18 protein-coding genes and 1 pseudogene are annotated in these 26,187 nt (G+C 52.9%); 6 read left to right on the forward strand and 13 right to left on the reverse strand.

What is annotated here, in order from left to right; translation table 11 throughout:
- Positions 1–25 precede the first annotated feature (25 nt).
- The 5 genes from WJU16_RS07860 to WJU16_RS07880 all read right to left on the reverse strand — a co-directional run bounded on the left by WJU16_RS07860 (position 26) and on the right by WJU16_RS07880 (position 6,164).
- The gene (locus WJU16_RS07860; RefSeq protein ID WP_341837770.1) at positions 26–955 is read right to left on the reverse strand and encodes a type II toxin-antitoxin system antitoxin SocA domain-containing protein; all 930 of its coding nucleotides are present in this window, start codon (positions 953–955) and stop codon (positions 26–28) included.
- Positions 956–960: 5 nt separating this feature from the next.
- Positions 961–1,365, reverse strand: coding sequence for a hypothetical protein (locus WJU16_RS07865; protein ID WP_341837771.1), 405 nt, complete (start codon positions 1,363–1,365; stop codon positions 961–963).
- Positions 1,366–1,566: 201 nt separating this feature from the next.
- Positions 1,567–2,490, reverse strand: coding sequence for a M20/M25/M40 family metallo-hydrolase (locus WJU16_RS07870; protein ID WP_341837772.1), 924 nt, complete (start codon positions 2,488–2,490; stop codon positions 1,567–1,569).
- 60 nt (positions 2,491–2,550) lie between these two features.
- Complete coding sequence (gene yidC / locus WJU16_RS07875) at positions 2,551–4,389, reverse strand: membrane protein insertase YidC (RefSeq protein WP_341837773.1); 1,839 nt, start codon at positions 4,387–4,389, stop codon at positions 2,551–2,553.
- A gap of 119 nt (positions 4,390–4,508) precedes the next feature.
- Positions 4,509–6,164, reverse strand: a complete 1,656-nt coding sequence (locus WJU16_RS07880; protein WP_341837774.1) for a CTP synthase — start codon at positions 6,162–6,164, stop codon at positions 4,509–4,511.
- Positions 6,165–6,455: 291 nt separating this feature from the next.
- Between WJU16_RS07880 and WJU16_RS07885 the strand changes: the two genes are divergently transcribed.
- Positions 6,456–6,977, forward strand: a complete 522-nt coding sequence (locus WJU16_RS07885) for an acyl-CoA thioesterase (protein WP_341837775.1) — start codon at positions 6,456–6,458, stop codon at positions 6,975–6,977.
- Between the two features lie 134 nt (positions 6,978–7,111).
- Here the strand turns inward: WJU16_RS07885 and WJU16_RS07890 are convergent, their stop codons facing one another.
- Genes WJU16_RS07890 through WJU16_RS07900 form a run of 3 tightly spaced genes read right to left on the reverse strand, consistent with a single transcriptional unit; the run spans position 7,112 to position 10,636 of the window.
- On the reverse strand, positions 7,112–7,693 hold the full coding sequence (locus tag WJU16_RS07890; RefSeq protein WP_341837776.1) for an NAD(P)-dependent oxidoreductase: 582 nt from the start codon (positions 7,691–7,693) through the stop codon (positions 7,112–7,114).
- 17 nt (positions 7,694–7,710) lie between these two features.
- Entirely contained in the window at positions 7,711–8,487 is a 777-nt protein-coding gene (gene cobA, locus WJU16_RS07895) for a uroporphyrinogen-III C-methyltransferase (protein ID WP_341837777.1), read from the reverse strand.
- 31 nt (positions 8,488–8,518) lie between these two features.
- Positions 8,519–10,636 carry a nitrite reductase gene (locus tag WJU16_RS07900; RefSeq protein ID WP_341837778.1) on the reverse strand — a complete coding sequence of 706 codons (2,118 nt, stop codon included), beginning with the start codon at positions 10,634–10,636 and terminating at the stop codon, positions 8,519–8,521.
- A 778-nt stretch (positions 10,637–11,414) separates the two neighbouring features.
- Between WJU16_RS07900 and hxpB the strand changes: the two genes are divergently transcribed.
- Positions 11,415–12,077: a hexitol phosphatase HxpB gene (gene hxpB / locus WJU16_RS07905; RefSeq protein WP_341837779.1), complete on the forward strand. Its 663-nt coding sequence runs from the start codon at positions 11,415–11,417 to the stop codon at positions 12,075–12,077.
- Positions 12,078–12,252: 175 nt separating this feature from the next.
- Here hxpB and WJU16_RS07910 read toward each other — a convergent pair whose 3' ends face one another.
- From WJU16_RS07910 to rpsA, 4 genes are all read right to left on the reverse strand, one after another.
- Complete coding sequence (locus WJU16_RS07910; RefSeq protein WP_341837780.1) at positions 12,253–14,706, reverse strand: TonB-dependent receptor; 2,454 nt, start codon at positions 14,704–14,706, stop codon at positions 12,253–12,255.
- Between the two features lie 562 nt (positions 14,707–15,268).
- Positions 15,269–16,804 (reverse strand): SusD/RagB family nutrient-binding outer membrane lipoprotein, encoded by a 1,536-nt coding sequence (locus WJU16_RS07915; RefSeq protein WP_341837781.1) that lies wholly within the window; start codon positions 16,802–16,804, stop codon positions 15,269–15,271.
- A 15-nt stretch (positions 16,805–16,819) separates the two neighbouring features.
- Entirely contained in the window at positions 16,820–19,963 is a 3,144-nt protein-coding gene (locus WJU16_RS07920) for a SusC/RagA family TonB-linked outer membrane protein (RefSeq protein WP_341837782.1), read from the reverse strand.
- A gap of 460 nt (positions 19,964–20,423) precedes the next feature.
- The gene (gene rpsA, locus WJU16_RS07925) at positions 20,424–22,328 is read right to left on the reverse strand and encodes a 30S ribosomal protein S1 (RefSeq protein WP_341837783.1); all 1,905 of its coding nucleotides are present in this window, start codon (positions 22,326–22,328) and stop codon (positions 20,424–20,426) included.
- Positions 22,329–22,692: 364 nt separating this feature from the next.
- On the opposite strand from rpsA, the pseudogene WJU16_RS26035 reads away from it, so the two are divergent.
- The 4 genes and pseudogenes from WJU16_RS26035 to WJU16_RS07940 all read left to right on the forward strand — a co-directional run.
- Positions 22,693–23,142: pseudogene (locus WJU16_RS26035) on the forward strand (rhomboid family intramembrane serine protease); the annotation flags it as partial.
- A complete protein-coding gene (locus WJU16_RS26040; RefSeq protein WP_404980339.1) occupies positions 23,037–23,408 on the forward strand; it encodes a DUF6576 domain-containing protein in 372 nt (123 codons plus the stop codon). The pseudogene WJU16_RS26035 and the gene WJU16_RS26040, both read left to right, overlap by 106 nt.
- Positions 23,409–23,611: 203 nt before the next feature.
- Positions 23,612–23,926, forward strand: coding sequence for a hypothetical protein (locus WJU16_RS07935; RefSeq protein WP_341837785.1), 315 nt, complete (start codon positions 23,612–23,614; stop codon positions 23,924–23,926).
- 3 nt (positions 23,927–23,929) lie between these two features.
- Positions 23,930–25,156 carry a 4-hydroxy-3-methylbut-2-enyl diphosphate reductase gene (locus WJU16_RS07940; RefSeq protein ID WP_341837786.1) on the forward strand — a complete coding sequence of 409 codons (1,227 nt, stop codon included), beginning with the start codon at positions 23,930–23,932 and terminating at the stop codon, positions 25,154–25,156.
- A gap of 252 nt (positions 25,157–25,408) precedes the next feature.
- On the opposite strand, the gene WJU16_RS07945 is transcribed toward WJU16_RS07940, so the two are convergent.
- Positions 25,409–26,170, reverse strand: coding sequence for a LytTR family DNA-binding domain-containing protein (locus WJU16_RS07945; RefSeq protein ID WP_341837787.1), 762 nt, complete (start codon positions 26,168–26,170; stop codon positions 25,409–25,411).
- Positions 26,171–26,187: the final 17 nt, after the last annotated feature.

Raw genomic sequence — 26,187 nt, forward strand, 5'->3', positions numbered from 1 at the left:
TGTACGAAAAATGCACGCTCTTTTTTTATGAGCAGATTCGGTGGTTCCGGTCGAGGTAACAGATGTGAAATACATTGCCTTTATAAAACCCATGAACTCTTCTCCGGTCATCTACCCTCAGTTCATAAAATGCCTGATCCGCATCCACTCCATAAATGTACCCGCCGGCTGGATACAAATCTCTCCGGATTTTGGTCTTGCCAAAACCAGCTTTGCCGCTCTTCCCACCGTTCATTTTCAGTTCCAGCCAGTTCGAGTGCACCAGCTTATCCAGAAATCGCCAGAAACGCCTCATTTCAGGCTTTCCCCATTGAGAAAAACACTCAAATCGGTGTTGCAAAAATGTAATTGAGACGAACATCTTTATTTCATCTTCCGGATTCGCACCATTGGAAATTACCGCCTGGTAATTTTCTTGCTGCACGAAATGCTGTGGGTTAACCGCAAAGGATGAATCAATGCGTCGCCGTTCGCGGCTGCTTTCCATATTTAAGTTTGTATAATAAGCTTTCATGGATTCCTGCGTGATTTCCGCCAGGGAGTAATCCGGTATATTATTTCTCGCATTCCTTCTCGCTTTACGCCATGGCACCTCCCTGCATACCAACGTTTCGAGAAATCCAGCAGAATGTTCTCCATACCTGAACTGAATATCCTTCAGAAAATCCTCCAGTTCAATGGTAAATTTTGGACAATCATATTCACTGTTATACAATTCATCGAAAGGAATTCCATCCCGGAACTCGTCCTTAAACCGCTTATACACGGCAGGCACCGTAGGCCCATGTCCCCACGCCTCAATCCTGTCTTCAAACAGGGGCTTATCATACAGCGCAAGGTGCCACGCCTGCGCATAGTATATCAACTTTTGCAACTTCATCGGTGAAATTGTATCCCCTGCTTCGGTATTCAGATGCATGAGAAACCAACTGGCAATTTGATTGGCCGTATACATAATCATCAATTTAAAATGTTGTGCATTTCACGCCGACCCTGCATATGGCCCCGCGTCAGTTCCAAAACGACTTCCTGCAGCCCCGCCAGGGCCGCTTCCATCTCTAGCAATTCCACTTTACCATCCAACAACGACGCCTGCCTGATTTCCATCACCACATTCCGCGTCAGCCGGATGCAGGGAATCAAAGCCATCACCGTGTCGCGGGCTAAAGCATAAGTGAACCTGGGAATATGTTGCCCGATTTCACCGGTCAACATTTCTATCAAGGCCGTCAGTTCCCGCAAATCATCGCGCACGCGCAAAATCAAATCCAGATGCTCGTCAGAACCCAAAGTCATCCGGCTGTTCATAAACAGATAAGTGCCCAGTATCCGGTGGAATTTCTCCCAATCAATGGTCGTTAACATAACAATCGTATTTTTTTAATGAGGTGGTTGAGTTGTCAAATGTAATGAGCGAAATGATCCGGCGTTGGGAAAAACGGCGAGAATATCTCCGGATTGCGGAGAGTTTCTCCATAAATCGAAGAAATCAGCCTTTTTAATTTGATAAAAATAAAAAAGCGCGTGCCTTGAACAGCGCGCGCTTTACAATTCCTTTGGATACATTTAATCCTGGCTCACATACGTCAACCGTTCAAATTTCATGGCATTATCAATCAACTGGATCGCGATCTTCAGGATTCCCGCTTCCGCCGTTGCATCCACCTTCGGCGCGTCGTCCGTAGGCTTGTGATAATCATCGTGCCCACCCGTATGCAAAAACAACACCGGAACCCCCGCGATGAAAAAACTATGATGATCGCTGCCGCCCTTTCCGGAACCGTCGGTGAAGAACTTTATACCTCCATCCTGCACGCCCTTGAAAATCTCCGGCCACTCCTTCGCCGTGCCATAACCGCCGATCCCCACGCCACGCTTTGCATCATACCTTCCGATCATATCCATGTTCAACATGAAATGCGCCTTGCCCAGCGAATCCAGCGGGTAACGGGTGTAATACTTCGAACCATGCAGCCCCAGCTCTTCTCCACCAAAAGCGATGAACAGGAAATTGAATGGCTCCTTAACCCCGTTGCCCTGGTAATGCCGCGCCAGCTCCAGCAACCCGGCCACACCGGATGCATTGTCGTCCGCCCCGTTATGAATCTCGTTCGGATAGCGCCCGTTAAACAATTCCCCATGCCCCAGATGATCGTAATGCGCGCCGATAATCACGGTGCGGGAAGCGCCGTTGTCGATATAGCCCAGCACGTTTTTGCTGCGCAGGTTGTAATGATTCCCGCGGGCAAACACGAAATGCTGGTAATATTGTCCAGCGACGGCGGGCTTCAGCCCGATCGACTTAAACTCCTTTTCTACATATTTCGCGGCCTTCTCTCCTCCTTTCGTTTCCGTACCCCGGCCCTTCAGCTTGTCGGACGCGAGGTAATTCACCGTGGCGCTGATCCTTTCAGGGGATGGCGCCGTTTCCTGTGCCATGGCTGCGCCTGCTGCGGCCAGCCAGATCGTCAATATTGCAATCTGCTTCATATGGGTAAAAGTAAAAAAAGGCCCCATTTGAGTGGAGCCTTTTTGTGTTATGCGGTTACATTATTTCTTCCGTGTTTTCTGTATGTCTGCCTGGCGTTTCTGCATCTCTTCCAGTCTTTCCGCCCATTTGGACTTGCTCTGGGGTTTCGATTTGTTCGCCTGGATCTGCGCGTGAATCTTGTCGTGGTTGATGATGAACGTCTGGATCACCCACTGCAACAGGATCGAGATCACGTTAGACAGGAAGTAGTAGTACGTGAGCGCCGCCGCCATGCTATTGAAGATACCCAGCAGCATGATGGGGAACACGTAAGGCATGTACTTCATCACCGGGTTGCTCTGGTCGGCCATGCCCCTGTTGTAGAACGCGAGGATCAAGCTGGTGATCGTCATCAGGATGGTGAACAGCGAGATGTGGTCGCCGTACAGCGGGATGGTGAATCCGAAGTTATAGACAGAATCGTAGGTGCTGAGGTCCTTCGCCCACAGGAAGCTTTCCTGGCGCAGCTCGATGGAGCTGGGGAAGAACGAGTACATCGCTACGAGGATCGGCAATTGCAACAGTGCGGGCAAACAGCCGCCGAGCGGGTTCACGCCTGCGCTGCGGAAGAGTTTCATCTGCTCCATACCGAAAGCCTGCTGGTCGTCTTTATATTTGGCGCGCAGCTCGTCCAGTTCGGGTTTCAGCACTTTCATCTTGGCGGACGACACATAGCTCTGGTACGTGAACGGCGCGATGATGAGGCGGATGAAAATGGTGAGCAGAAGGATGATCAGGCCGTAGTTGGAGGTAAGGCCGCCCAGGAAATCGAACACGGGGATGATGATCCAGATGTTCACATACTTCACGAAGGCGAAGATACCGGTGCCGAGGGGGATGATCTTCTGCAGCTCCATGTCCATCGCCTTGAGGGTCTTGTACTTATTGGGGCCGTAGTACACTTCGATGGGGAAGCTGTAGCTGGCGGCGCCGTTGTACGGGATGAACAGGGTTGTCATCTGCTGGCCCACGATGTTGGCGCTTTCGGGCACCTTGGTGTGAATGTCGGCGGATGCGAAATTATCTTTCCTGGCGATGAGGGTCGTGTTGAAGAACTGCTGCTTGAAGCTGATCCATTGCAGTTTACGGTCGAGTTTTTTCTCGCTGCTGTTGGAAAGCGTGAAGTAGTCGTGGTCCTTCTCCGAGTCGCGCCAGTGGATCTGGTTGTTCAGGCGTTCCTGCTGCATGTCGTGCTCCTGCAGGTCCGACTGGCTGTTCCACTGATATTCTACATTTTTTGCGCCCAGCACGCCTTGCATACCTACCAGGTTAATGGTGTAGTCTACCAGGTAGCTGTCGTTTTTCAGCATGTAGGTGTATTCGATGTATTGCGCCGGGTTGGAAGTGGGGAGGCGGTAGCTGATGGACTGGCTGCCATCGGGGTGCTTTTCCACATTGCCGGGGGTAAAGAATACGTCTGCGGTATTGAGTGACTGGTTGTTGGGCAAGGGAACCTTGATGCCCTGGCGGTTGTAGGAACCTTGCTGGAGCATGAGGGGTTCGCCGGCGGAGGATTTGAAATCCAGCAGCTGGATGGCTTTGGGTTGGCCGCCTTTATTGGTAAAGGTGATTTTCACCTGTTTGTTTTCCAGCACTGCGGTGGCTTCGGCACCGGTGGCTGCTGCGGTAAAGGGACCATATTCGTTGGTGAGGCGCAGGGAATCCTGACCGGCGGGCGCTGAACTATCGCCGATGGCAACGGTTTTCGCTTGTTGCTCTTTGGGTTTGTTCAGGTTGGCGATGGAATCCTGGCGGGCCTTTTCGATTCTTGCGTCCTGCGCGCTCTTCTGGTTCCACCAGATATACCCTACGAGGAGGGCGCCCAGTAACACAAAACCAATGACCGAATTTCTATCCATGTCGAAAATTAAAATTTAAGGAGCAAAGGTAATATAAAGGCGGGTATGATGCATGATTTCTGTTAGCGGAAATGTTAAAGTCATCCGCTAACAGAAATCCATATTACATCAAGATTTTATTATTCATGTACCACTTTCTCTTCCTGCTGTTTAGCCTTGCCATTTTTAGATTCGGCATAGGTTTTGGCAGCGGCAACGAAGCTAACGAAGAGCGGCGCCGGACTTTCCACGGTGGATTTCAGCTCGGGGTGGAACTGGCCGCCGACGAAGAAGGGATGGCCGGGCAGCTCAATCATTTCCACGAGTCCGGTTTCCGGGTTTTTACCGGAAGCAACGAGGCCTGCTTTCTCGAATTGGTCGAGGAAGTCATTGTTGAACTCGTAGCGGTGGCGGTGGCGTTCGGTGATGGCGGTGGCGCCGTTATAAATAGCAGAGGCTTGGGAACCGGGTTTCAGGTCGCAGGCGTAGGAGCCGAGGCGCATGGTTCCGCCCATTTTGGTCACTTTTTTCTGCTCTTCCATGAGGTTGATCACGGGATGGGCGGTTTCCGGATTCATTTCCGTAGAATGCGCATCCTTCAGGTTCATGACGTTGCGGGCATATTCCACAACGGCCATTTGCATGCCGAGGCAGATGCCGAAGAAGGGCAGATTATTCTCACGGGCGTATTGGATCGCCGTGATTTTACCCTCGATGCCGCGGTGACCGAATCCGGGCGCCACGAGCAGGCCGTCCAGGTTTTTCAGTTTTTCCGCTACATTATCGGGTGTAATGTGCTCAGAGTGAATATTTTGCACAATAACCTTGCACTCGTTCACCGCACCTGCATGGATAAACGACTCCAGGATGGACTTGTATGCATCCTGCAGTTCCACGTATTTACCGATGAGGCCGATGGTTACTTTAGTCTTGGGATATTTCAGCTTGTCGAGGAACTCGCGCCATTTGGTGAGCTCAGGTTCTTTTTCGACGGGCAGGTTCAGTTTCTTGAGGGTGATGACGTCGAGTTTTTCGCGCATCATTTCCAGTGGCACCTCATAGATGGTCCCCACGTCGTTGGCTTCGATCACCGCGTCGACCTGTACATTACAGAACAGCGCGATTTTCTTCTTCAGCTCGCGGTACATGGGCTCTTCGGTACGGCACACCAGGATATCCGGGTGCACGCCGTTTTCAGAAAGGAGTCTTACCGAGTGCTGCGTGGGCTTGGTTTTCAGCTCCTTCGCGGCGCGCAGGTAAGGGATGAGGGTGAGGTGTACTACCAGGCAATCTTCTTCGCCCAGCTCCCATTGCAGCTGGCGAACCGCCTCGATGTAGGGCAGCGACTCGATGTCGCCCACGGTGCCGCCGAGTTCGGTAATAACGATATCATACTTACCGTCTTTCCCCAACAGGAGGATACGGCGTTTGATTTCGTCCGTGATATGCGGGATTACCTGAACGGTTTTGCCCAGGTAGGCGCCCTCGCGCTCTTTGTTGATAACGGTTTGGTAAATTCTGCCGGTGGTAACGTTGTTAGCCTGGGAAGTGGGTGTATTGAGGAAACGCTCATAGTGCCCCAGGTCAAGATCGGTTTCTGCGCCATCTTCAGTTACAAAGCACTCGCCGTGCTCGTAAGGGTTCAATGTCCCGGGATCCACATTGATATACGGATCGAATTTCTGAATAGTCACTTTAAAGCCGCGCGCCTGCAATAATTTAGCGAGGGACGCAGCGATAATTCCTTTACCCAATGAGGAAGTAACACCTCCCGTAACGAAGATATATTTTGCCATAAAAACTAAGTTCCTGATTCTTTTACTTGACCAAAGCGGGAAGTGATGCCGGGACTGTAATGGTGGTATCCTGTCAAGTAATTTACTTCCGTAAGGTCATGCAAAGTTACACAAATTTGTTCCCCTCCCAAACCGAATTTTCCCACCGCCCTCCAAAACCCCTCTCAAACCAGCCACCACAGCATGTTTCAAAAATTTCCCGGCGGAAGATCGCTTCAAACTCCCTTCCATCGCAAGCCCCGGGAATTGTCATTGCATTCCCGTAATTTTGCCCCCGAAATTCGTTCCATTATGACCTTGATGCCTAAAAAGGCCCATGAATCGCTCATTCAGATGACCGAGCTGGTGCTCCCTAACGATACCAATACTTTCGGCAACCTGATGGGTGGCCGCCTGATGTATTGGATGGATATTGCCGCCGCCCTGGCCTGTATGAAACATTGCGCCGCCCCGGTAGTTACCGCTTCCGTCGACAACATTTCCTTCGAAAACCCTATCAAACTGGGCAATGTGGTGCATATCGAAGCCATCGTAACCCGCGCTTTCACCACGTCCATCGAAGTGCATATGAAAGTTTGGGGCGAAGACCCGGTTTTACAATACCGTTACAAATCCAACGAAGCCTTTATGACTTTCGTTGCCCTGGACCCCAACGGCAAATCGCGCCCCGTTCCCCAGGTGATCGCCGAATCGGAAGACGAGAAAAAACTCTACGACGGCGCCCTACGCCGCCGCCAGCTCCGCCTCATCCTCGGCGGTAAAATGAAACCGGCCGACGCCAACGAGCTTAAAGCCCTTTTCTACGAACAATAAACCACCGTTTATTCAAAATACCGATCCCGCCGGCGGCTCACGCTTCCGGCGGGATTTTCGTTTCCCCCAACACAAAACGCGCACCCCGGAGGATGCGCGCCCATTTTTTCTGAGATATCTGTATATATGAAACTTCAGTCTTTCTTCACCAACACGCTTGTCAACTCGTTCAATTTCCTCACTTTTTCGGAGAAATCCCCTTTCAGCCGGTCGCGGATGGCGTGCAAATGCTGTAAAATGGATTCGAGGCCCTCGGGAATCGATTCATTCAGCACTTCCTTCAACCTTTTGGCGATGGTCGGCGACTTGCCGTTGGTGCTGATGGCGATCTTCAGATTCCCCTTCTGCACTACCGAACTCAGGTAAAAATCGCACAATGCGGGTGTATCCGCTACATTGATCAGCACTTTCGCCGCTTTGGATTTTTCCCAGATACAGTAGTTGAGGTCCCTGTCTGCCGTGGCGGCAATCACCAGGTCTTTCCCGAAAATGTCCCCGCAGGAAAACGGCTTTTCCACCAACGTTACGTTGGGAAAGCCTTCCACGATGCCCGCCATTTCGGGGGCAAACCAGGTGGCAACCACGGTTACGCGGGCGGCAGGACAATTATTCAGGATCGCCCCCACTTTTTCGCAACCCACGTTCCCCCCGCCCACTACCAGCACTTGCAGCTGGTCGAGTTTCAGGAAGATGGGAAAAAGATGGTTCTGTTCCATGGTGACAAGATAAAGAATTAAACAGCCAGTTTATAGTTATCCGCCAGTTTGGTTTGCAGTTCCTGGAAGGCTTCATGGAAGCGTACGACTTCGCCGATCACAATGATGGCGGGGTTGCGCAGGCCCTGGCCTTCCGCGATAGCGGCCAGATCGGCGGCTACGCCCACGCCCACTTTCTGGTCGGGCAGCGTACCGTTCTGGATGATGGCGGCAGGCACCTGGCCGCGGCCTTTCGCTTCGTAAATGGAAGCAATTTCCGCGAGTTTGCTCATGCCCATGAGGATCACCACGGTGGTATCCGCCTGGATGGCGAATTCGAGGTCGCGACTCAGTTTACCGTCCTGTGTGGTGCCCGTGATCACCCAAAACCCTTCGCTGACGTTGCGGGCGGTTACGGGGATTTTATTGACCCCGGGCACTGATATGGCGCTGCTGATACCGGGAATTACTTCGGTTTCGATCCCGTACTGCTGTGCGGCGGCAATTTCTTCCTGGCCGCGGCCGAATACGAAGGAGTCCCCTCCTTTCAGCCGTACCACGCTGCCGTATGTCAGTGCGTACTTCACGATCATGCGGTTGATTTCCGCCTGGGTGTAAACATGCATGCCGGCGCGCTTGCCTACGAAACGCTTGAGGCAATTCTGCGGCGCGTGGTCCAGCAGTTCGTTGTTAGACAGGGCGTCGTAGAGGATCACCCGGGCTTGTTGGATGGCTTTCAGCCCTTTCACCGTGATCAGATCCGGATCGCCGGGGCCGGCGCCTACCAGTGTCACTTTCGGATGTAATGTTTGCATGATCGTGTTTTTTAAGAATGGTGGTTGATGATTAAGCATTGGCGGCTGCGGCCTGGCGGGCGGCTCTGTATTGCTGCGCGCGGTCGAAAAACGCCTGGGCTTGTTGTAAATATTGTTTTGCGAAGCTTTCGGTAGGCTCGTGCTGGTTGATTTGCAGGACCAGCGCGCGGAAAGTCCCTTCCACAGGGAATTTGCCGGTTTCCACGAAATGCTTGTCGAAATCGTTCATGATCCCGTGCTGCGTGTTGCAGTTCACATTTTCGTCGAGCAGGATGCTTTTCGCCGTCTGGATGAGGCAGGCGTAGGAATGGTAGATCCCGTCGGCCCAGGCTCCATTGGCAAAAGCCTGCGTAGCCCAGTCCAGTTTTTCTTCCGCTTCGAAGAGCAGGGTGGCGATGAGGTCGATCATCACGCCGGCGCACTCGCCCACACCGATGGCGGTGGCGAAGGTTTCAGCCTGGCCCCAGTCCACGAAGTCGCCGTCGCTCAGGGCGGTGAGATCCGTGAGGGGTTTGAGCAGCTCGTAGAAATATTTTTCGCCGTTGCGGTCGTAGTAGTCGTTGAACAGTTCGCCTTTTTGCGCATTGGCTTCGTAGTCGTGCAGGAGGGTGCGCAGTACGTCAGGGCCTTTACGGCTGGGCACTTTCAGTACTTTGTCGGCCACGCGGCCTTCGCCGTCGCTGAGGACGCCGCCGCCCAGGAGCACCTGGAGGGCGGGGAGCACCCTTCCGCCGCTTTTGAGCGAGGAGCCGTGGAACCCGATGTGGGCGAGGCCGTGCTGGCCGCAGGAGTTCATGCAGCCGGAGATCTTGATCTTAATATCGTTGTTGTAAATGAGGTCCGGGAATTCGTCGCGGATCACGTCTTCCAGGGCAACAGCTATGCCGGTGGAGCTGGAGATGCCGAGGTTGCAGGTGTCGGTGCCGGGGCAGGCTGTGATGTCGGCTACGGAATCGAAACCGGCTTTATGCAGGTCATGTTCTTCGAGTACGCTGAAAACGTAGGGAAGGTGTTCGGGACGGATGAACTTGAGCAGCAGGCCCTGGTTCACGGTCACGCGGATGTCGTCTCCTATTACGGGCGCCAGTTTTTCGATGAGGGAGCGCGAGGTTACGGAGCTGATATTGCCGAGCAGCACGCGGATGTATGCGCCGAAGAAGCCTTTTTGTTTTTGTTCGAAGGTGTTTGTTTTTTTCCAGGCTTCGAAGGCTTTCGGGTCGCGGATGGTGAACGCGGGCAGGGCGGGGTTGGCCGCTGGGAGCTCCGGCTCGGGGTATGCAGCGAAATCGATTGGGTAGGTTTTGGATTTGAGGGCTTTGTATTCCTCTTTGGCGAGGCGCTCGAATTCTTCGATTCCGATTTTCTGGATGAGGAATTTGAGGCGGGCCTTGTGGCGGGAGGATCTTTCGCCGTAGCGGTCGAACACGCGCAGGAGGCTTTCGATGTACGGGATAAGCTGGTCCGCTTCGAGGAAATCGAAGGTCGTTTTGGCGAGATAGGGTTGGGCGCCGAGGCCGCCGCCTACCACTACTTTGAATCCACGCACTTCTTTCCCGTCTACCACACGGATTTTGGGGATGGCTCCAACGTCGTGGATGAAGGTGAGGGCGGAGTCTTTCGGGCTGGAGGAGAAGGCCATTTTGAATTTGCGGCCCATGTCCTGGCAGATGGGGTTGCGGAGGAAATACCGGAACGCGGCGTCGGCGTAGGGCGTTACGTCGAAGGGTTCGTTGGGATCGATGCCGGCGGTGTCGGACGCGGTGATGTTGCGGACGGTGTTGCCGCAGGCTTCGCGGATGGTGACTTCGTCGAGTTCCAGTTTGGACCACAGCTCCGGGGTCCGGTCCAGCGACACGAAGTGTATCTGGATATCCTGGCGGGTGGTAAGGTGCAGGTTACCGGTGGAGTATTCGTCGGAGATATCGGAGATGCGTTTCCATTGCCGGAGGGTCATTTTGCCGTAGGGGAGTTTAATGCGGACCATTTGCACACCTTGCTGGCGTTGGCCGTAGACGCCGCGGGCGAGGCGGAGGGATCGGAATTTTTCGTCCGTCATTTTGCCTTCGCGGTAGAGTCTGATTTTCTGCTCCAGTTCGATGATGTCCTTTTCTACGATCGGATTTTCCAGTTCGGTTCTGAAACTTTGCATGATGAATGAGTTGCTCGTGATAAAATGGTATTCATAACATTGGGAGGGGAGGTCGTAAGAACATAAAAACCTCCCTGGCATGGGAGGCTCTTGTAGTATATTTCTGTAAACAGATGTTCCTATGTAAGCGCTCCGCTCTAGTCCGCCGGGTTTTCCCAACAGCATCTGCACATGTGCATCCTTACTTTCTTCCTTATTTCATAACCCATATTCCTATAGATTTTGTAGAGTAATACAAAGGTATAGGTCCACCTTCATAACGCAAAACTTTTTTCATAAAAAAGGCGGGGGGATTTTAGAAAATTTCTAAACTCGGAGGAGCCAGCGGAGGAATTCTGCCCGGGCAACCGTTGCGTCGCACCCTTCCACAGCGGGATTGCGACGCAACGCCAGCTTCCGGGACCGGGGAGCTTTGGTTATGGCCCATAACTTTTATTTATCGGCTGGCTAGTGCTCTCCCATCCCCAAATCCCTCCCAATCAGCCAAAATCATTACACCAAAGTTCCTCCCAACAGGTCAACGTCCAATTGCCGCTTCCCGTAACTGTTTCATCCCCAATCAGCCAAATCATGATCGCAAAGTTCCTCCCAACAGGTTGATTTGCCCCCAATACTCATCCTTTAGGATGTCTCTGGAGCAAAAACTACCAAATATCGCGAAACTCATCTCATCTAATTATCTATCAACCACTTATACTATCCAATCCTTCCGTCATCCTCCATTTCCGCCCCATTTCTCCCCAAAACCACGTACCTTTGCGGCGCAAAAAGGTACAATATGATGATTCAGACGGCGATTTTTGACATGGACGGCCTCCTCATCGACTCCGAACCACTCTGGGGTATCGCGATGCGGGAAGTCTTCTCAACCGTAGGCGTTTCCCTTTCTCCCGAGCTCACGCACCTCACCACCGGCCTCCGCACCCGCGAAGTTGTCAGCTATTGGCACAACTACTTCGGCTGGGACACCAAAAGCCCCGAGCAAGTGACCGACGAGATCATCGAGAGCGTTACCGCCAAAATCCTCCGTCAGGCCCAGGCTATGGAAGGACTAACCTACATTCTCGACTTCTTCCGTTCCCGTAATTACAAAATCGGCCTCGCTTCCTCCTCCCCCATGCGCCTCATCCAATCCGTATTGGACCACCTGCATATCCGTTCCTACTTCGGCGCCGTATCCTCCGCCGAATTTGAAGCATATGGCAAACCCCATCCAGCTGTATACCTTGCCTGCGCTGAAGCCCTTAACACCCATCCACTCAACTGCCTGGCCTTCGAAGATTCCGTTACCGGCATGATCGCCGCCAAAGCCGCCCGCATGAAAGTGGTCGTGATACCAGAAGCCCACAAACGCACCGAACAACGGTTCGTACTGGCAGATATGCAACTCCCCTCCCTCCTCGCATTCGGCGAAGCGGAACTGGAGAAGCTCTCGCTTTGATGCATCGTCACATGATTTCTAAATACCCAATCCAGGCAACCGACTTCCAGCTACTCAACAGCTGAAAGCTGGGACCATACTGCCCGTCAATTAGTTATCTGCATCAGTTGCGATAGAATGAACAAGGGCGCCCCATGCCGGGAGCGCCCTTGTCAAGAAGATATTTTCCTTCTGCCTAGAATTTGAAAGTCATGTTTGCAGAAACACGACGGGGCATTTGCTTTTCAATGGTCGTCCAACCCGTGAAGTATTCTTTATTGGCAATGTTATCCATTTTCAGCGCCAGTCTGAACGCTTTCGCGTTGTAGAACACTGTGGCGTTGAACACTGTGTAAGCCGGCAGCGTGAAAGTACCCGTACGGAAATCATTGGTGATCACATTGTCGCCGGCGTAATTACCACCCGCACCGATACCGAACCCGCTCAATACACCGCTTTGCACTGTATAGGTGGCCCACAAATTAGCAAAATGCTCCGGACCTGCGCTTACCGGTCTGCGACCCAAAGTCCATTTATCGGCCTTCACCATCTTGCTGTTATTATAGGAATAACCCGCTACGATATTCAATCCATCTACGGGATTCGTATTCAGATCGAACTCTACGCCCTTACTATGCTGGGTGCCGCCCTGGTAGGTATAGTTGTAATTCACGCCTTCCTTGGTAATGGAACCCTGCATATTCATGTTGTCCACTTTGATGTCGTAATAGCTGATGGTAGCATTCAACCGCTTGTTCAGCACATCGAATTTAACACCACCTTCAATCTGGTTGGCATGTTGCGGCTTGAAATTGCCATCCAGCTCCGGCAGCGGCTGCGTCACCGGCGCCACGTTCTTAAACCCGTTCATGTAGTTGGCAAAAACGCCCACTTTGTCTTTCACAACCTGGTACACCAGGCCGAATTTCGGAGAAACGGTGGTCTGGTTGTAATGGCCGGCCTTGGTGCCGTTAATGAAGTTCTTCGTTCCCTTGCTCTCGAAATAATCCACGCGAAGGCTCGCCATCGCAATCAGCTTTTCCGTAATATTTAAAACATCCGAAACGTAGGCGCTGTAGGTATATGTCGACTGCTCATTGCGCGTTTGACCCGTTGTTAATCCGGCCAGTTTTGCATCCACCGCAGACGCGTTGAGCTGGGAATAACGAGGATCCTTCGGGTCCATGGCGCTTACCACGTCGAAAATGGCATAAGGCGAGTTGTTATTGGTCGTTTCCATGCCGAGGAAATCGAGGCCGAACACCATGCGGTTGCGCAGGGAACCGATCTTGAAATCGCCGATGAAATTCTGCTGGATCCCGGTAGTTACGGCGATGGAGTTTTGCTTATAGGCATACCGCGTCATGAAGGAATCCTGCTCGGGATATTTCGTTTGACCCGGAATCGGATTGTAAGGCGCGTCCAGGAACATTACATACTGGTAGTAACCGTCGCTTTTGCGGCTGCTGCGGGTAACGTTGGTCTGGGAAGTCCATTTGTCGGACAGTTTATATTGCATATGGCCGTACAGGTTCACGGTGGGTGTACGGTTGGTGATGTCGTTGCTGGTAAAGGAACGGTCGAAATCGATACCGGTTTCCTGCGGCGTCCGGTACTTCAGCTGGCGCGACCTGTTCAGGAACACCATGAGTGGATTGGTGCCTTCGCCGTTGTAAAACTCCGCATTTACATTGAATGAAAGGCGATCGTTTACCTGATACGATAAGCTCGGCGCCAGGAAGATGGATTTCCGGAAGCCGGCGTCCTGGAAAGATTTTTCGTTATGATAGGCGGCATTCACGCGCAGGAGCGCCGATTTATCCGTATTCAAAGGTGCGTTTACATCCGCAGTAATACGGGTAAGCCCGAATCCGCCACCTGTATAAGAAAGCTCGCCGCCGAAGTGGTCGTAAGGCTTCTTCGTCACAATGTTGATGAGCCCGCCGAAAGAAATGAGGCTACTGCCGAACAAGGTGCTCGAAGGCCCCTTGATGGTTTCGATGTGCTCAATGTTCGCGGGATCGATGTTCCCGTTGGTAAGACCGGCAATCCCATTGATCATGGAAGGCTGCACGGCAAAACCACGCATGGAAAAATAGCTGGCACCGTCGCCGGGACGGCCGGTGGAAGACCACAACTTGTTCACGCCCGGTGCATTGCGCATGGCATCATCGAACGAAACAACTACCTGTTCCTTCATCAGTTCCAGTCCAATCGTATTATATACCTGCGGGTTTTCCAGGTTCTTGATGGGCAAACGGGCGATATGGTCGCTTTCGCGTTTCCCTTTCAGCTGGATGCCTTTGATAATCACTTCGTTCAGCTGGGTGTTGGACAGTTGCAGGTGGATGTTGACGGTGGCCGTCTGATTGGCCTCTACCGTCACCGTCTGCTCGGAAGTCTCGAAACCTACGAGGGAAACCTGCAGGGTATATGTCCCTGGCTGCACCCGGCGGATGTTGAACTCACCTTTTTCGTTGGTCATATCACCACGGTTCTTGCCTTTGAGCAATACCGTTACCATGGGTGCCGGCTGACCGTCGTTCGTCAATACCACGCCCACGATATTGCCCGGCGCCTGTTCTTCTGCCTGCGCAATACCGGCAAAACCAACCATCAGCAATAAAGTATAGATTAAATGTTTCATCATGTATGTTTAAAAAAGCAAAGTTTGGTGGAAAGAAACACCGCAGATAGAAAAGGCACTTTGCAGGGTACAAATGGGCCATCTCCGGTGTCTCAATCCGGCGCAAAGGTCATACAGGACGAGGGGGACACCTTATCGAAAAGGGAAAATGATTTACGCAATCGGGAAAAATAGTGAGGTACAGTTGGATTCCGGGTTTGTGTCGGGCATTTCAATACGATAAACATCGGGGGAATCTATTATATCAACCCCGCTTTCCGCAAAATCAAATATCCCATCCCACCGGTAACAGCCAGGGCCAGCACGAATAAGCACACCGCCCGGAAGTTATCAAACGATTCATTTTCTGTTAGATATGATCTCCAGCACCGTTTCCGGCCGCCAGTCAGCCACCGGATCGTTCCTCCTGGCAATGAGACGAGTACGAACCCTACAATAGTCCTATAAAACACGGCAATGCTGAATGAAAATATGGCCAATATAAATTCCACCCGATAAATATAAAAAAGGAAAGGCATCCTTTTCAGAACGCCTTTCCACCATCTTAAAAAATATATGGCTGGTTTTATTTATTCCACCAAAGTTTGGTCGCCAACACGTCACCACCCTGGGCGGCCAGCGCCGAGCGGTAGTTGTCCACATTCACCGTCTGCTCCTTCTGCGGATAATACAACCGGGCGGGAATACCGGTTCCTACAAACGGGGTAAACTTATCTTCTCCCGGCAACGGATCCGGAAGATCCGGCCAAACCACATCCCCCGGCTTCACCAGCCAGGCAGGCACGCCGGTCCTGCGAACCTCGGCCCATCCTTCAATACCTTGCATGTACAACGCCAGGTATTTCTGCGACAGCACGTTCTCCCGGTTTGCCGCGGGCAGGGCGTTCACGTAAGTGGTAGCCGCGGTGCCATCAACCCCCCATTTCTCCAGGGAAGCGCGCACCCCCGCCACATAATCCGCCTGCGTCCAGCCACGGGCCTCACTCAGCAGGAAATTCACTTCCGCCAGCTCGATCAGCACTTCCGCATAATCTGCCGCATTCACGACCGTACCGGGCAAACTGATATTTTCCGCCGTCAGCAGGCTCGCCACCGAAGGCTGCAGCCCGTAAGGCTGGCCACGGTATTGCCCCTGGGTGTTGGGACGGGCATACACCGCCAACCGGGGATCAGCCGTGGTAAATGGCCCCACATCTCCTTTCAGCACATCGATCAGGATATGCGAAACGGAAAAGTCGCGGCGGTTCTCCGTGACGGTGATCCGGAATAAAGGCGCCTCATTGGGTGACTTATTCTCATATTTCAAGGTGGCGTTCTCCGCATTGCTGGAGATCAACCCGCCTGCAATGGCTTCCTGGATATTCGTTTCCGCCAGCTGAGGCAATTTCGCGCGGATGCGCACCGCCACCCGCAACCGGAGCGAGTTGGCGAATTTTTTCCATAAAGCCGTATTGCCTTTGTAAATCCCGTCGTAAGCCTGGAATGTATTCTCCGCTGTGAGCTGTGCCGCCGCTTCTTTCAACTCTTTCAGGATATCAGTATAAATCTTCTCCTGGGAAGCGTATTTCGGCTTCAGTATCTCCGGATTGAGCTTCAACGCCTGAAAATCCGGGTCGGAGCTGCCGTAAGAGCTGTAAGGAATATCACCGAAAACATCCGTCAGCGACAGGAAAGCCCAGGATTTCAGGATGCGCACAATGGCAATCTGGTTCTCATTGGGCCCCACAGCGCCGGCGACCCTGTCTTTGGTCAGCGGATCCGTGTTCAGGCGGATGATCTGCTCGAGGTTATTCAACGCTTTGTAAGTTCCGTCCCAAATAGCGTCCGAACCGGTACGGCCAAGGTCGTACCGCGATTCGTTGGTGTACTGGTTCTGGGAAAAATACTGCGCAAACAACATGCTGCCGCGGAAATTGGCGGCGGAGCCACGGAGGGCGTCCACCAACTGCTTCTGGCCGGTGGTAATTAGCATGGTGGTGGGTACGTCTGTCGGACGATTGGGATCGGTATTGATGTCCCTGAATTTATCGTCGCTGCAAGCTGCCAGGAAGAGCCCGGCAATGGCTGCGAATGTATATTTAAGAAAAGTAAGCTGTTTCATGTTCATGTCGGTTTATCAGAATTTTACCTGTACGTTTACGCCAAAAGTGGCCGGCACGGGGATGTTGCCCCCTTCGATGCCCTGGATGTTGCCGCCGCTGCTGGTGATTTCGGGATCCACGCTGCGGTTGGCCTGGTAAATATTCCAAAGATTACGGCCATAGGCGGAAACGCGCAGTTGCTGTACCGTTTTATTTTGGAATGGAATCGTATAACCTGCCGTTACTTCCCGCAGTTTCACAAAAGTGGCGTCGAAGATGCTCTGCGAAGTTGGCCCGCTGCTATGTCCCGCGCCCCAGTTCAGCGCCGTGATGCGGGTGGTGTTGGGCTTGGTGCCGGAAACGGTGTAAGTGCCATCGGCATTATAAACAACCGTTCCGTTCACGCCTTCGAGCACCAGGCCGTTTTCACGGATGCCGTTTTCGGCTGTCGCTTTCAGCACCCCGGTGGTCATACCTACGCTATACGTTTGCGAAAACACCTTGCCACCTACGCGCCCGTCAACCAAAAAGCCGGCATCGAAACGCTTGTAGGTGAAGTGCTGCCCGATACCGAACTGCCAGCGCGGGAGCACGCTGCCGAGCGGTACCAGCTGCTGGGTACGCGCATAGGCGCCGGTTGCGTCAATCACTTTATTCCCCTGGCCGTCGTATACGAAATCATAGCCCATGAGCTGGCCGAACGACTGTCCTTCCCGCGCCACAAGCGCGATGAGGCTATTGGCGTCGTTGATGGGGAAACTGGTCACGTCTTCCGTCAGTTCCACCACTTTGTTGCGGTTGGTGGACCAGTTAAGGTTGACATCCCAGTTGAAATCTTTCTTCGAAATGGGCACCGCCGTCAGCGTGATTTCCAGACCGGTATTATTGATTTTACCGGCATTGATGAATTTGCTGTCATAACCGAAAGCGGTGGAAGTTGGTATGTTGATGATCTGGTTGCGGCTGTCGTTGCTGTAACCCGTCACATCCAGTCCCAGCCTGTTTTTCAGGATGCGGAAACTAACACCCGCTTCAAGGGACGACGTGATTTCCGGTTTCAGGCGGCTGTTGGCCAGTACCGTGGGCAGTTTGGCGCCGGGGTTGCCGTTGAACGACTGCACCGACTCATACACTTGCTGCAATTGGTAAGGGTCGGTATCATTCCCTACCTGCGCCCAACTCAGCCTCACTTTCAGCAGATCCAGCCAGGAAGCGCTTTTCAAAAGTTCGCTCACGATAAAGCTGGACGAAACGGAAGGATATGCGAAAGAATTCCGGTCGAGCGGCAGCGTGGAACTCCAGTCGTTCCGCAGCGTACCATCGAGGAATAACAGGTTTTTGTACCCGAGCGACACGCTTCCGAAAAGCGAATAGATACTTTTTTGGTAACGGTTTGTTTCGTTGAGGACGCTGTTCGCGTTCTTGAGGTTGTAGTACAAGGGCACGATCAGTCCGCCCTGCGTAACCGCGTTGGAAATCGTGCGCTTCTGGTTCATGATGTTACCGCCGGCGTATGCAGACAGCGAAATGTCATTCCAGCGTTTGTTGGCGTTAGCGAGGAATTCGTAGTTGAACTCGCTGAATTTGTTATTGTACTCGGTGTAGCTGCTCGGCGAACGGGAGTACACGGCGATGCGATCCTGGTAATCGTATCCGTACAGGTCTGCGTTTACTTTGGTGCTGAGGTTCAGCCAGGAATTGACTTCGAAGTTCAGGCCGATATTGCCGTAGAAGCGGTCGCGGTTTTCTTCGAGATAGCTTTCGTAGGCCGACCAGAAAGGATTGTCGATGTATTTGGTGGCGCGGCCGGCGGCGGTATTATCCCAACTGTTGCGGTTCCAGGCGCGAGGGGTACCGTCGGCGCGTTTGTATTCGCGGAGTTTGTCGTAATCCACCTGTACCTGTCCCCACTGGAAGGCTTCGAGCATAATGCCCCGGTTGGTGGCGCCTGTCCAGGGCCTGCCGGTGCTTTGGTTCTTCACGAAGTTGAAGTTCCCGGTAGCGAGGAATTTCCCGAAGCGGTTGGAGCCGGAGAAGTTCACGGTGTTGCGTTGCAGTTTGGAATTGGGCGTGGTGCCGCGCACGAGTTTGTTGGTGTACGACAGGCGGAAGGTCTGGTTGTCGTTGCCGCCGCTCACGGAAACGTTGTTGGTGGTGGCCAGGCCGGTCCGAAAGAAGTCGGTGGCGTCGTGTTTGGGATACACCCAGGGTTGGGGGTTGAGGTAATCGTCTGCGAACTCCGGGTCGAGGTTGTACCAGTGGAGAACGGGGGTGCCATCGAGTTTGGGGCCCCAGCTTTCATCCATACCGTAGTTGACGAGGTTATAGGTGGTACCGTTGATGTTGGCGGTTTGGAAGGAATTGGATTTACCGCCGCCGTATAATTGCTGGCGTTCGGGGAGGCGCACGATGCGTTCCAGTTCGAGGCCGGAGTTGATGGTGACGTCGAGCCCTTTGCCGGCGCGGCCTTTTTTGGTGGTGATAACGATCACACCGTTGGCTGCGCGGGTACCGTAAAGTGCCGCGGCAGCGGGGCCTTTCAACACGTTCACCGATTCAATATCATCTGGGTTGAGGTCCTGGATGGTGTTGCCCACGTCTTTTCCCGCGCCGCCCTGTGCGGTGGTGCGGGTGTTCATATCGGCGTTGTCGATCGTGATACCGTCGATCACGAAGAGCGGTTGGTTATTACCGGAGATGGAATTGATACCACGGAGCAGTACCCTGTTGGAGCCGCCCATGTTACCGCCGCCGGAGATGATCTGCAGACCGGCTACCTTACCGGAGAGGGCTCCGAGAGCGTTGGTGGGCCGGGTTTGCAGTTCCGCGCTTTTCACCTCTTGCACGGAATAACCGAGGGCTTTTTTGGCGCGGGAAATACCGAGCGCGGTCACCACTACTTCCTGGAGTTGCTTATCCGAGTTGTGGAGAACGGCGTTCAATACCGACTGGCCGTTGATGGCCAGCACGAGCGTTTCCATGCCGATGAGGCGGAAAGACACTGCGGTCGCAGTATCGGGGATGGAGAGGCTCCAGGTGCCGTCGGGTGAGGAAATAGTTCCGGTGGATGTGCCCGCTATGAAAACGGTGACGCCGGGAAGTGGTTGGCCATCGCCGGAGCGAACGCTTCCGGAGATCTTCCTGCTTTGTGCATATGTAGTCAGGTTAAACAGCAGCATAAGCAGGGTTAGCTTGTACAAATTTGACATCTTTTACCCTATTAATTTTATAGACTATATAGGGTGCGAAGGTATAGGAAGTGTTAAAATAAACCTAATAAATTTTGGTTATAGGGGATATAGACAGGCTATAACGGGCTACAGGACGTACTTTCAGGGGGCGATGCCAATTCATTTGCCGTGATTTGTACAATCCGGCCTGGGGCTATATGCTGAAAAAATACGGGAATACGTATTGATGTTAATCCAAGTATTGTTTGCCTGTTACGGAATGGTTCATTCAAGTCGAATGAAATGATATTATAGGGGGAAAGTATGCTGCTACAGCGTATCCATGCCGGCCCCTTGCCTAACCATGAAGTACGGTGCTATGATGTTGTATTCGTGCGGGATCAGGGCGGGGCAAAAAAATCCCCCCGGTTTTCACCAGGGGGATTTTTATTTTTCGAGAACAATACTACTACTCGGCTTTCTTTTCTTCGCCGCCTTCGGATTGTTTCAGTTTTTCTCTGAGTTCGGCAAGCGCGCCCAGGTCGCCCAGGGTGGCTTTTTCTACCTTGGACTGGATGTTTTTCACAGTCTTGCGGGTTTTCTCAGCGTCAGCACGTTTTTCTTTGATGACTGCATCTTTTTCGTCGGCTTTCGCTTGTTCCCAAACCTTGGTATGAGAAACCAGGATGCGTTTTTCGTTGCGATCGAATTCGATGATCTGGAATTCTTTCACGTCTTCAACAGCGATCGGTTTTTCATCTTCGGTGCGCAGGTGACGGGCGGGAGCGTAAGCTTCCAGGCCATATTGCAGCTGCACGGTAGCGCCTTTGTCGTCTTTCTTCACCACGGTACCTTCATGGATGGAACCGATCGGGAAGATGGTTTCGAAGGTGTTCCAGGGATCTTCTTCGATCTGTTTGTGACCGAGGGAGAGCTTGCGGTTGTCTTTATCGATACCCAGGATAACAACTTCGATCTCGTTGCCCACTTTCGTGTACTCGGAGGGGTGGTTGAAGCGTTTGATCCAGCTGAGGTCGGAGATGTGGATCATACCGCCGATGCCGGTTTCCAGTTCAACGAATACGCCGTAAGGAGTGATGTTTTTCACAATACCTTTATGACGGCTGTCGAGCGGGAATTTGGTTTCGATGGTAGACCAGGGATCTTCGGTCAGTTGCTTGATAGAGAGCGACATTTTACGCTCGTCTTTGCTGAGGGTAACCACCACTGCTTCGTATTCTTCTCCAAGTTTGAAGAATTCTTTCGCATTGATGGGGGTAGAAGCCCAGGAGATCTCGGAAACGTGTACCAGACCTTCCACACCGGGGAGGATTTCCAGGAACGCGCCGTAATCTTCGATGTTCACCACTTTGCCTTTTACTTTCGCTCCTTCGGAGATGGTAGCGGGCAAAGTATCCCACGGATGCGGGGTCAGTTGCTTGTAACCCAGCGAGATACGTTTCTTCTCGTCGTCGAAGTCGAGCACAACCACGTTGATCTTCTGGTCCATCTGCAGCACCTCGCTCGGGTGGCTGATGCGGCCCCAGCTGATGTCGGTAATGTAGAGCAGACCGTCCAGACCACCCAGGTCGATGAACGCACCGAAATCGGTGATATTCTTGATAGTACCTTCCAGCACCTGGCCTTTCTCCAGTTTGGAGATGATGTCCACACGTTGCTGCTCGATATCGGATTCGATAAGCGCTTTGTGAGATACCACGGCGTTGCGGATAGCCTCGTTCACTTTCACCACCTTGAATTCCATGGTTTTGCCCACGAACTGGTCGTAATCGGTAACGGGTTTCACGTCGATCTGAGAACCGGGCAGGAACGTTTCCATGCCGTAAACGTCCACGATCAGGCCGCCTTTGGTTTTGCTGGTAACAGTACCGGTAACCACTTCGCCGGTTTTGTAAACTTCCACGATACGCTCCCATGCACGTTGCATACGAGCCTGTTTGCGGCTCAGGTGCAGGTTGCCGTCGCGGTCTTCTTTCTCAACTACCAGTACTTCCACTTCGTCGCCGATTTTCAGGCCGGGAAGGTCACGGAATTCGTTGAAGGAAATCAAACCGTCGGATTTGAACCCGATGTTGATCACCACGTCGGTCTTCGTCAGGCCAACGATCGTACCCATCAGCAGGCTGTTCTCGTCGAACACCTTGAAGGTACCGTCGTAAGTAGCATCATACTTCGCTTTTTCCTCAGCGGTGTAAGAAGTAACGTTACGTTTGTCCACGCTCCAGTCGAAATCATCGTGAGCGGTCTCAACTACTGCAACAGGAGCATTTTTTGTCGCTGTTTCTGCCGCGGCCGGAGCCACAGGAGCCTGTTGTTCAGCGTTTTGTTCGTTAGTAATGTTGTTTTCTTCCAAAATATAAAGTTTTAAGGGGGCAAAGATACGATAAATCTCCCTTCGCGACAACTTTATTTGACCAAAACTGTTATTGAAAATGAATCATTTATGCATTTCCGCCAAAACCATCCGTTTTCGGTGCGAAAATGGAAAATTGGCCGTGGGAAAGGCCGGCGAGCATTTTTTTCCTTAATTTTCCGGTATGAACGGAACTACTTTCAAAGCGGATATCAAATACTGGCTCAGACAGGACAATACGGTGAACCACCTGATGATCATTAACGTAGCCGTGTTCCTTATCGTGGGCATCCTGCGGCTCCTCGGCACCCTGCAAATCCCTTTCGCCGCCGGCGCCTGGGCGTTCCTGGTCGACAACCTCGTGATGCATGCAGACCGAACCCTGCTTTTCAAGCCCTGGGGCGCCATTACCTATATGTTTTTCCACATCGGCGTCCTGCATATCCTGTTTAACATGCTGACCTTCTACTGGTTCGGCAACCTGTTCCGCTCTGAGCTCGGTAACCGCCGCGTACTTCCCCTCTACCTCCTCTCGGGCCTTTTCGGCGCCGGGATGTACCTCCTTTTCTACTACCTCCTTCCCGCCACGCCCTATCTCGGCGGCCCCCTCCTGGGCGCATCCGGCGCCACCATGGCGTTCCTCATCGCCAGCGCCACCCTTATGCCCAACCTGGAAATCAGCATCCTCGTCGCCCACTTCAAACTGAAATGGCTCGCCGTCGCCGTGCTAATCCTCAACCTCATATCCATCCCCGACGGCAACGTCGGCGGCATCCTCGCCCACCTGGGCGGCGCCCTTTTCGGATTCGGCTACGTCCGCATTCTCAAATCCTCCGGCACCGACCTCTGCGCACCGCTCATGCAGCTGTTCGACGGCATCAACCACCTCTTCAGCCGCCGGAAAACCAACACCCGCACCTTCAAACCCAAAAATCCCCCCTCCGCGTGGTACGCAACGCCCCCGATCCCTCCCACGCTTCCCGGCTGGACCAGCTGCTTGACAAGATTTCGGAAAAAGGCTACAACAGCCTCACCTCCGAAGAAAAGCAATGGCTCCGCCAGTACAGCAACGAAAAATAATTCCGGCCGTATGCTGGAGATACATACATTGCAAGACGTTAGATCCCGTGTTCCAAAGTCCGTCCAGACCATGATCCGTTCGGCTGGCAGAAAGATTGCTTCGATCACCAAAACGGGGACCAAAGGCCTGCACGAGGAGTCCGCCATCCAGAGCATCATCCTCGTCAACAGCGCTCAGCGCCCTGGTGTTGATTACCGGCCCCTTGTTTTACCTGCTGACCGGCAACCCCTACATCATCCTTCCTGCCGTTGCTGAAAGCCTCATCGCCGCATCAGCGCTGTATTTGAACCACCGGAATGAACACACCCCCGCCGCACTCGTCACCTATCTCAACCAGTGCTTCGCCATCCTGTATTTCGGCCTCGCCCCGGGCGACGTGCTCCTGCACCAGCTTATGGTCGTGCTTCTCATCCGTCGCTTTCCTCATTTTCAACAAACCCCGCGGGAATTGTCTGGCGGGCGTCATCCCGCCGCGGGAATTCCACCGATGAAATGCCTATCTTTGCCTATCGCATAAGCCATGAAAACATTCAACGTACCGATCATATACCGCAGCCCGCTCATCTCTGCCATCAAACAGCAAAGAAAGCAGCAGGACAAGATGAAGAAAGATTTTACGCCTACCAGACTGGAATTTGGGCCGCTTACGATTCTGCTGGCCCGGCATTTCGGGTTTTGCTACGGCGTGGAAAACGCCATCGAGATTGCATTCCGGACGGTGGAGGAAAATGAGGGAAAAAGGATTTTCCTGTTGAGCGAAATGATCCACAACCCGCAGGTCAACAGCGACCTTCTGTCGCGCGGGGTGCGATTTCTCATGGACACTTCCGGCAAGCAGCTCATTCCCTGGGAATCGCTGCAGCCCGAAGATATCGTCATCATCCCCGCTTTTGGCACCACGCTGGAAATCGAAGCGCGGCTGGAATCGCTGGGAATCGCGCCTTTGAAATACAACACCACCTGTCCGTTCGTGGAAAGGGTCTGGAATAAAGCTGAGCAGATCGGCGGGAAGGATTACACGGTGATCGTTCACGGGAAACCGAAGCACGAGGAAACCCGGGCTACTTTTTCGCATAGCCGTTCGCATACGCCCACCATCGTGGTAAAAGACATGGAGCAAACGCACCGGCTCGCCGCCTATATCCGGGAAGAAGCCCCGGCCGAAGGGTTCTACGAAGAATTCAAAGGGCAGTACAGCGAAGGGTTCGACGTTACGAAACACCTCGGGCGCGTAGGCGTCGTGAACCAGACGACCATGCTCGCTTCCGAAACGCAGGCCATCGCCGACTACGTGCGCCAGGCCATCCAGGAACATTACCAACTCCCCGACGACCGGATCGCCGAACGCTTCGCCGATACCCGCGACACGCTTTGCTACGCCACCAACGACAACCAGACGGCCGTTACCGGCATGCTCAACGTGGAAGCCGACCTTGCCATCGTGGTAGGCGGATACAACAGCTCCAACACCTCGCACCTCGTGGAACTTTGCGAAGAAAAGCTCCCTACCTATTTCATTTCTTCCGAAGAAAAACTGATTTCGCCCAAAGAGCTCCTGCACTACGATTTCCACAACCACGAAGAGCTCCGCAGCTCCGGCTACCTGCCACAAAAGGAAAATATCACCCTCCTCCTCACCAGCGGCGCCTCCTGCCCGGATGCCATCGTGGAAGCGGTTATCCGCAAACTGGCGGGATTCTTCGGACTGGAGCACCTGGTTGATGAAACCGCCGCCGCATGGGCTTAAAAGACAACTTTACTGACTAACAGATTGTATATACATGAAAAAAGCACCGCTGAGCGGTGCTTTTTTCTTTGGGGGTAATCAAACGCTAGTAATGCAGAGAAAATTAATTTTGGGGCTTAGTAACAAACACGGTGATAATTGCTGGTACAAATGTACTATCAGGTACAAACGTCCGCAACCGGTAATTAATATCCGGTATCGAATAACGCATAACTGGCGGTGTGAAAATGAAATTCGGATGCGGAAGCGGACTTAAAATTGCATCGCCTTGCGGAGGAACTCCGCTTTCCGGCGGCGGGAAACTTCCACCTGGGTACCGTCGCTCATCAGCGCAAAACCGCCCTCACCCTGGATGTAGCTGTCCATTTGCTGGAGGTTGATAAGATGGGAGTTATGGACGCGGAAGAAATCCACGTCGGTCAGCAGCTCTTCGAACTCCTTGAGGGGCTTGGACACGAGGAGTTGCTTGCGGTCGGTGAAGAAGATCTTCGTGTAGTTGCCGGTGGATTCGCAGCGCACGATTTGCTGGACGGGCATGAACACCAGGCCATTGATGGTCGGCAATGCGATTTTTTTGTTCGAATGCTGGAGGGTTTTCATGTTCTGCAGAAACATTTCCAGCGGCGCCATGCCCGGCTCAGGTTTGTTTTGCCGCCTTTCATGAAACTTCCGCAACGCATCCTGCAGCTCCTGTATGCTGAACGGCTTGAGCAGGTAGTCGAGTGCGTTGAATTTGATAGCTTTGAGCGCGTATTGCTCGTATGCGGTGGTAAAGATGACGTCGAAAGGAATGCGGTCGTATTGTTTAAGCAGCTCGAAACCGTTTTGATGGGGCATTTCCACATCCAGGAACACCAGGTCGGGCCGCAGCTCGTCAATCAATTTCCTGGCTTCCTGCACGCTCTTCACCCCGGCCAACACCGTTACTTCCGGACATTTCTTTGTCAGCATCGTTTGCAATGCCTCGATACAATGTTGCTCGTCGTCTACGATGATGGTTCTGATTTCACTCATACAGGAATATTTATGCT

Origin of the sequence: Chitinophaga pollutisoli (genome assembly GCF_038396755.1) — a bacterium.
Classification (GTDB): Bacteria; Bacteroidota; Bacteroidia; order Chitinophagales; family Chitinophagaceae; genus Chitinophaga; species Chitinophaga pollutisoli.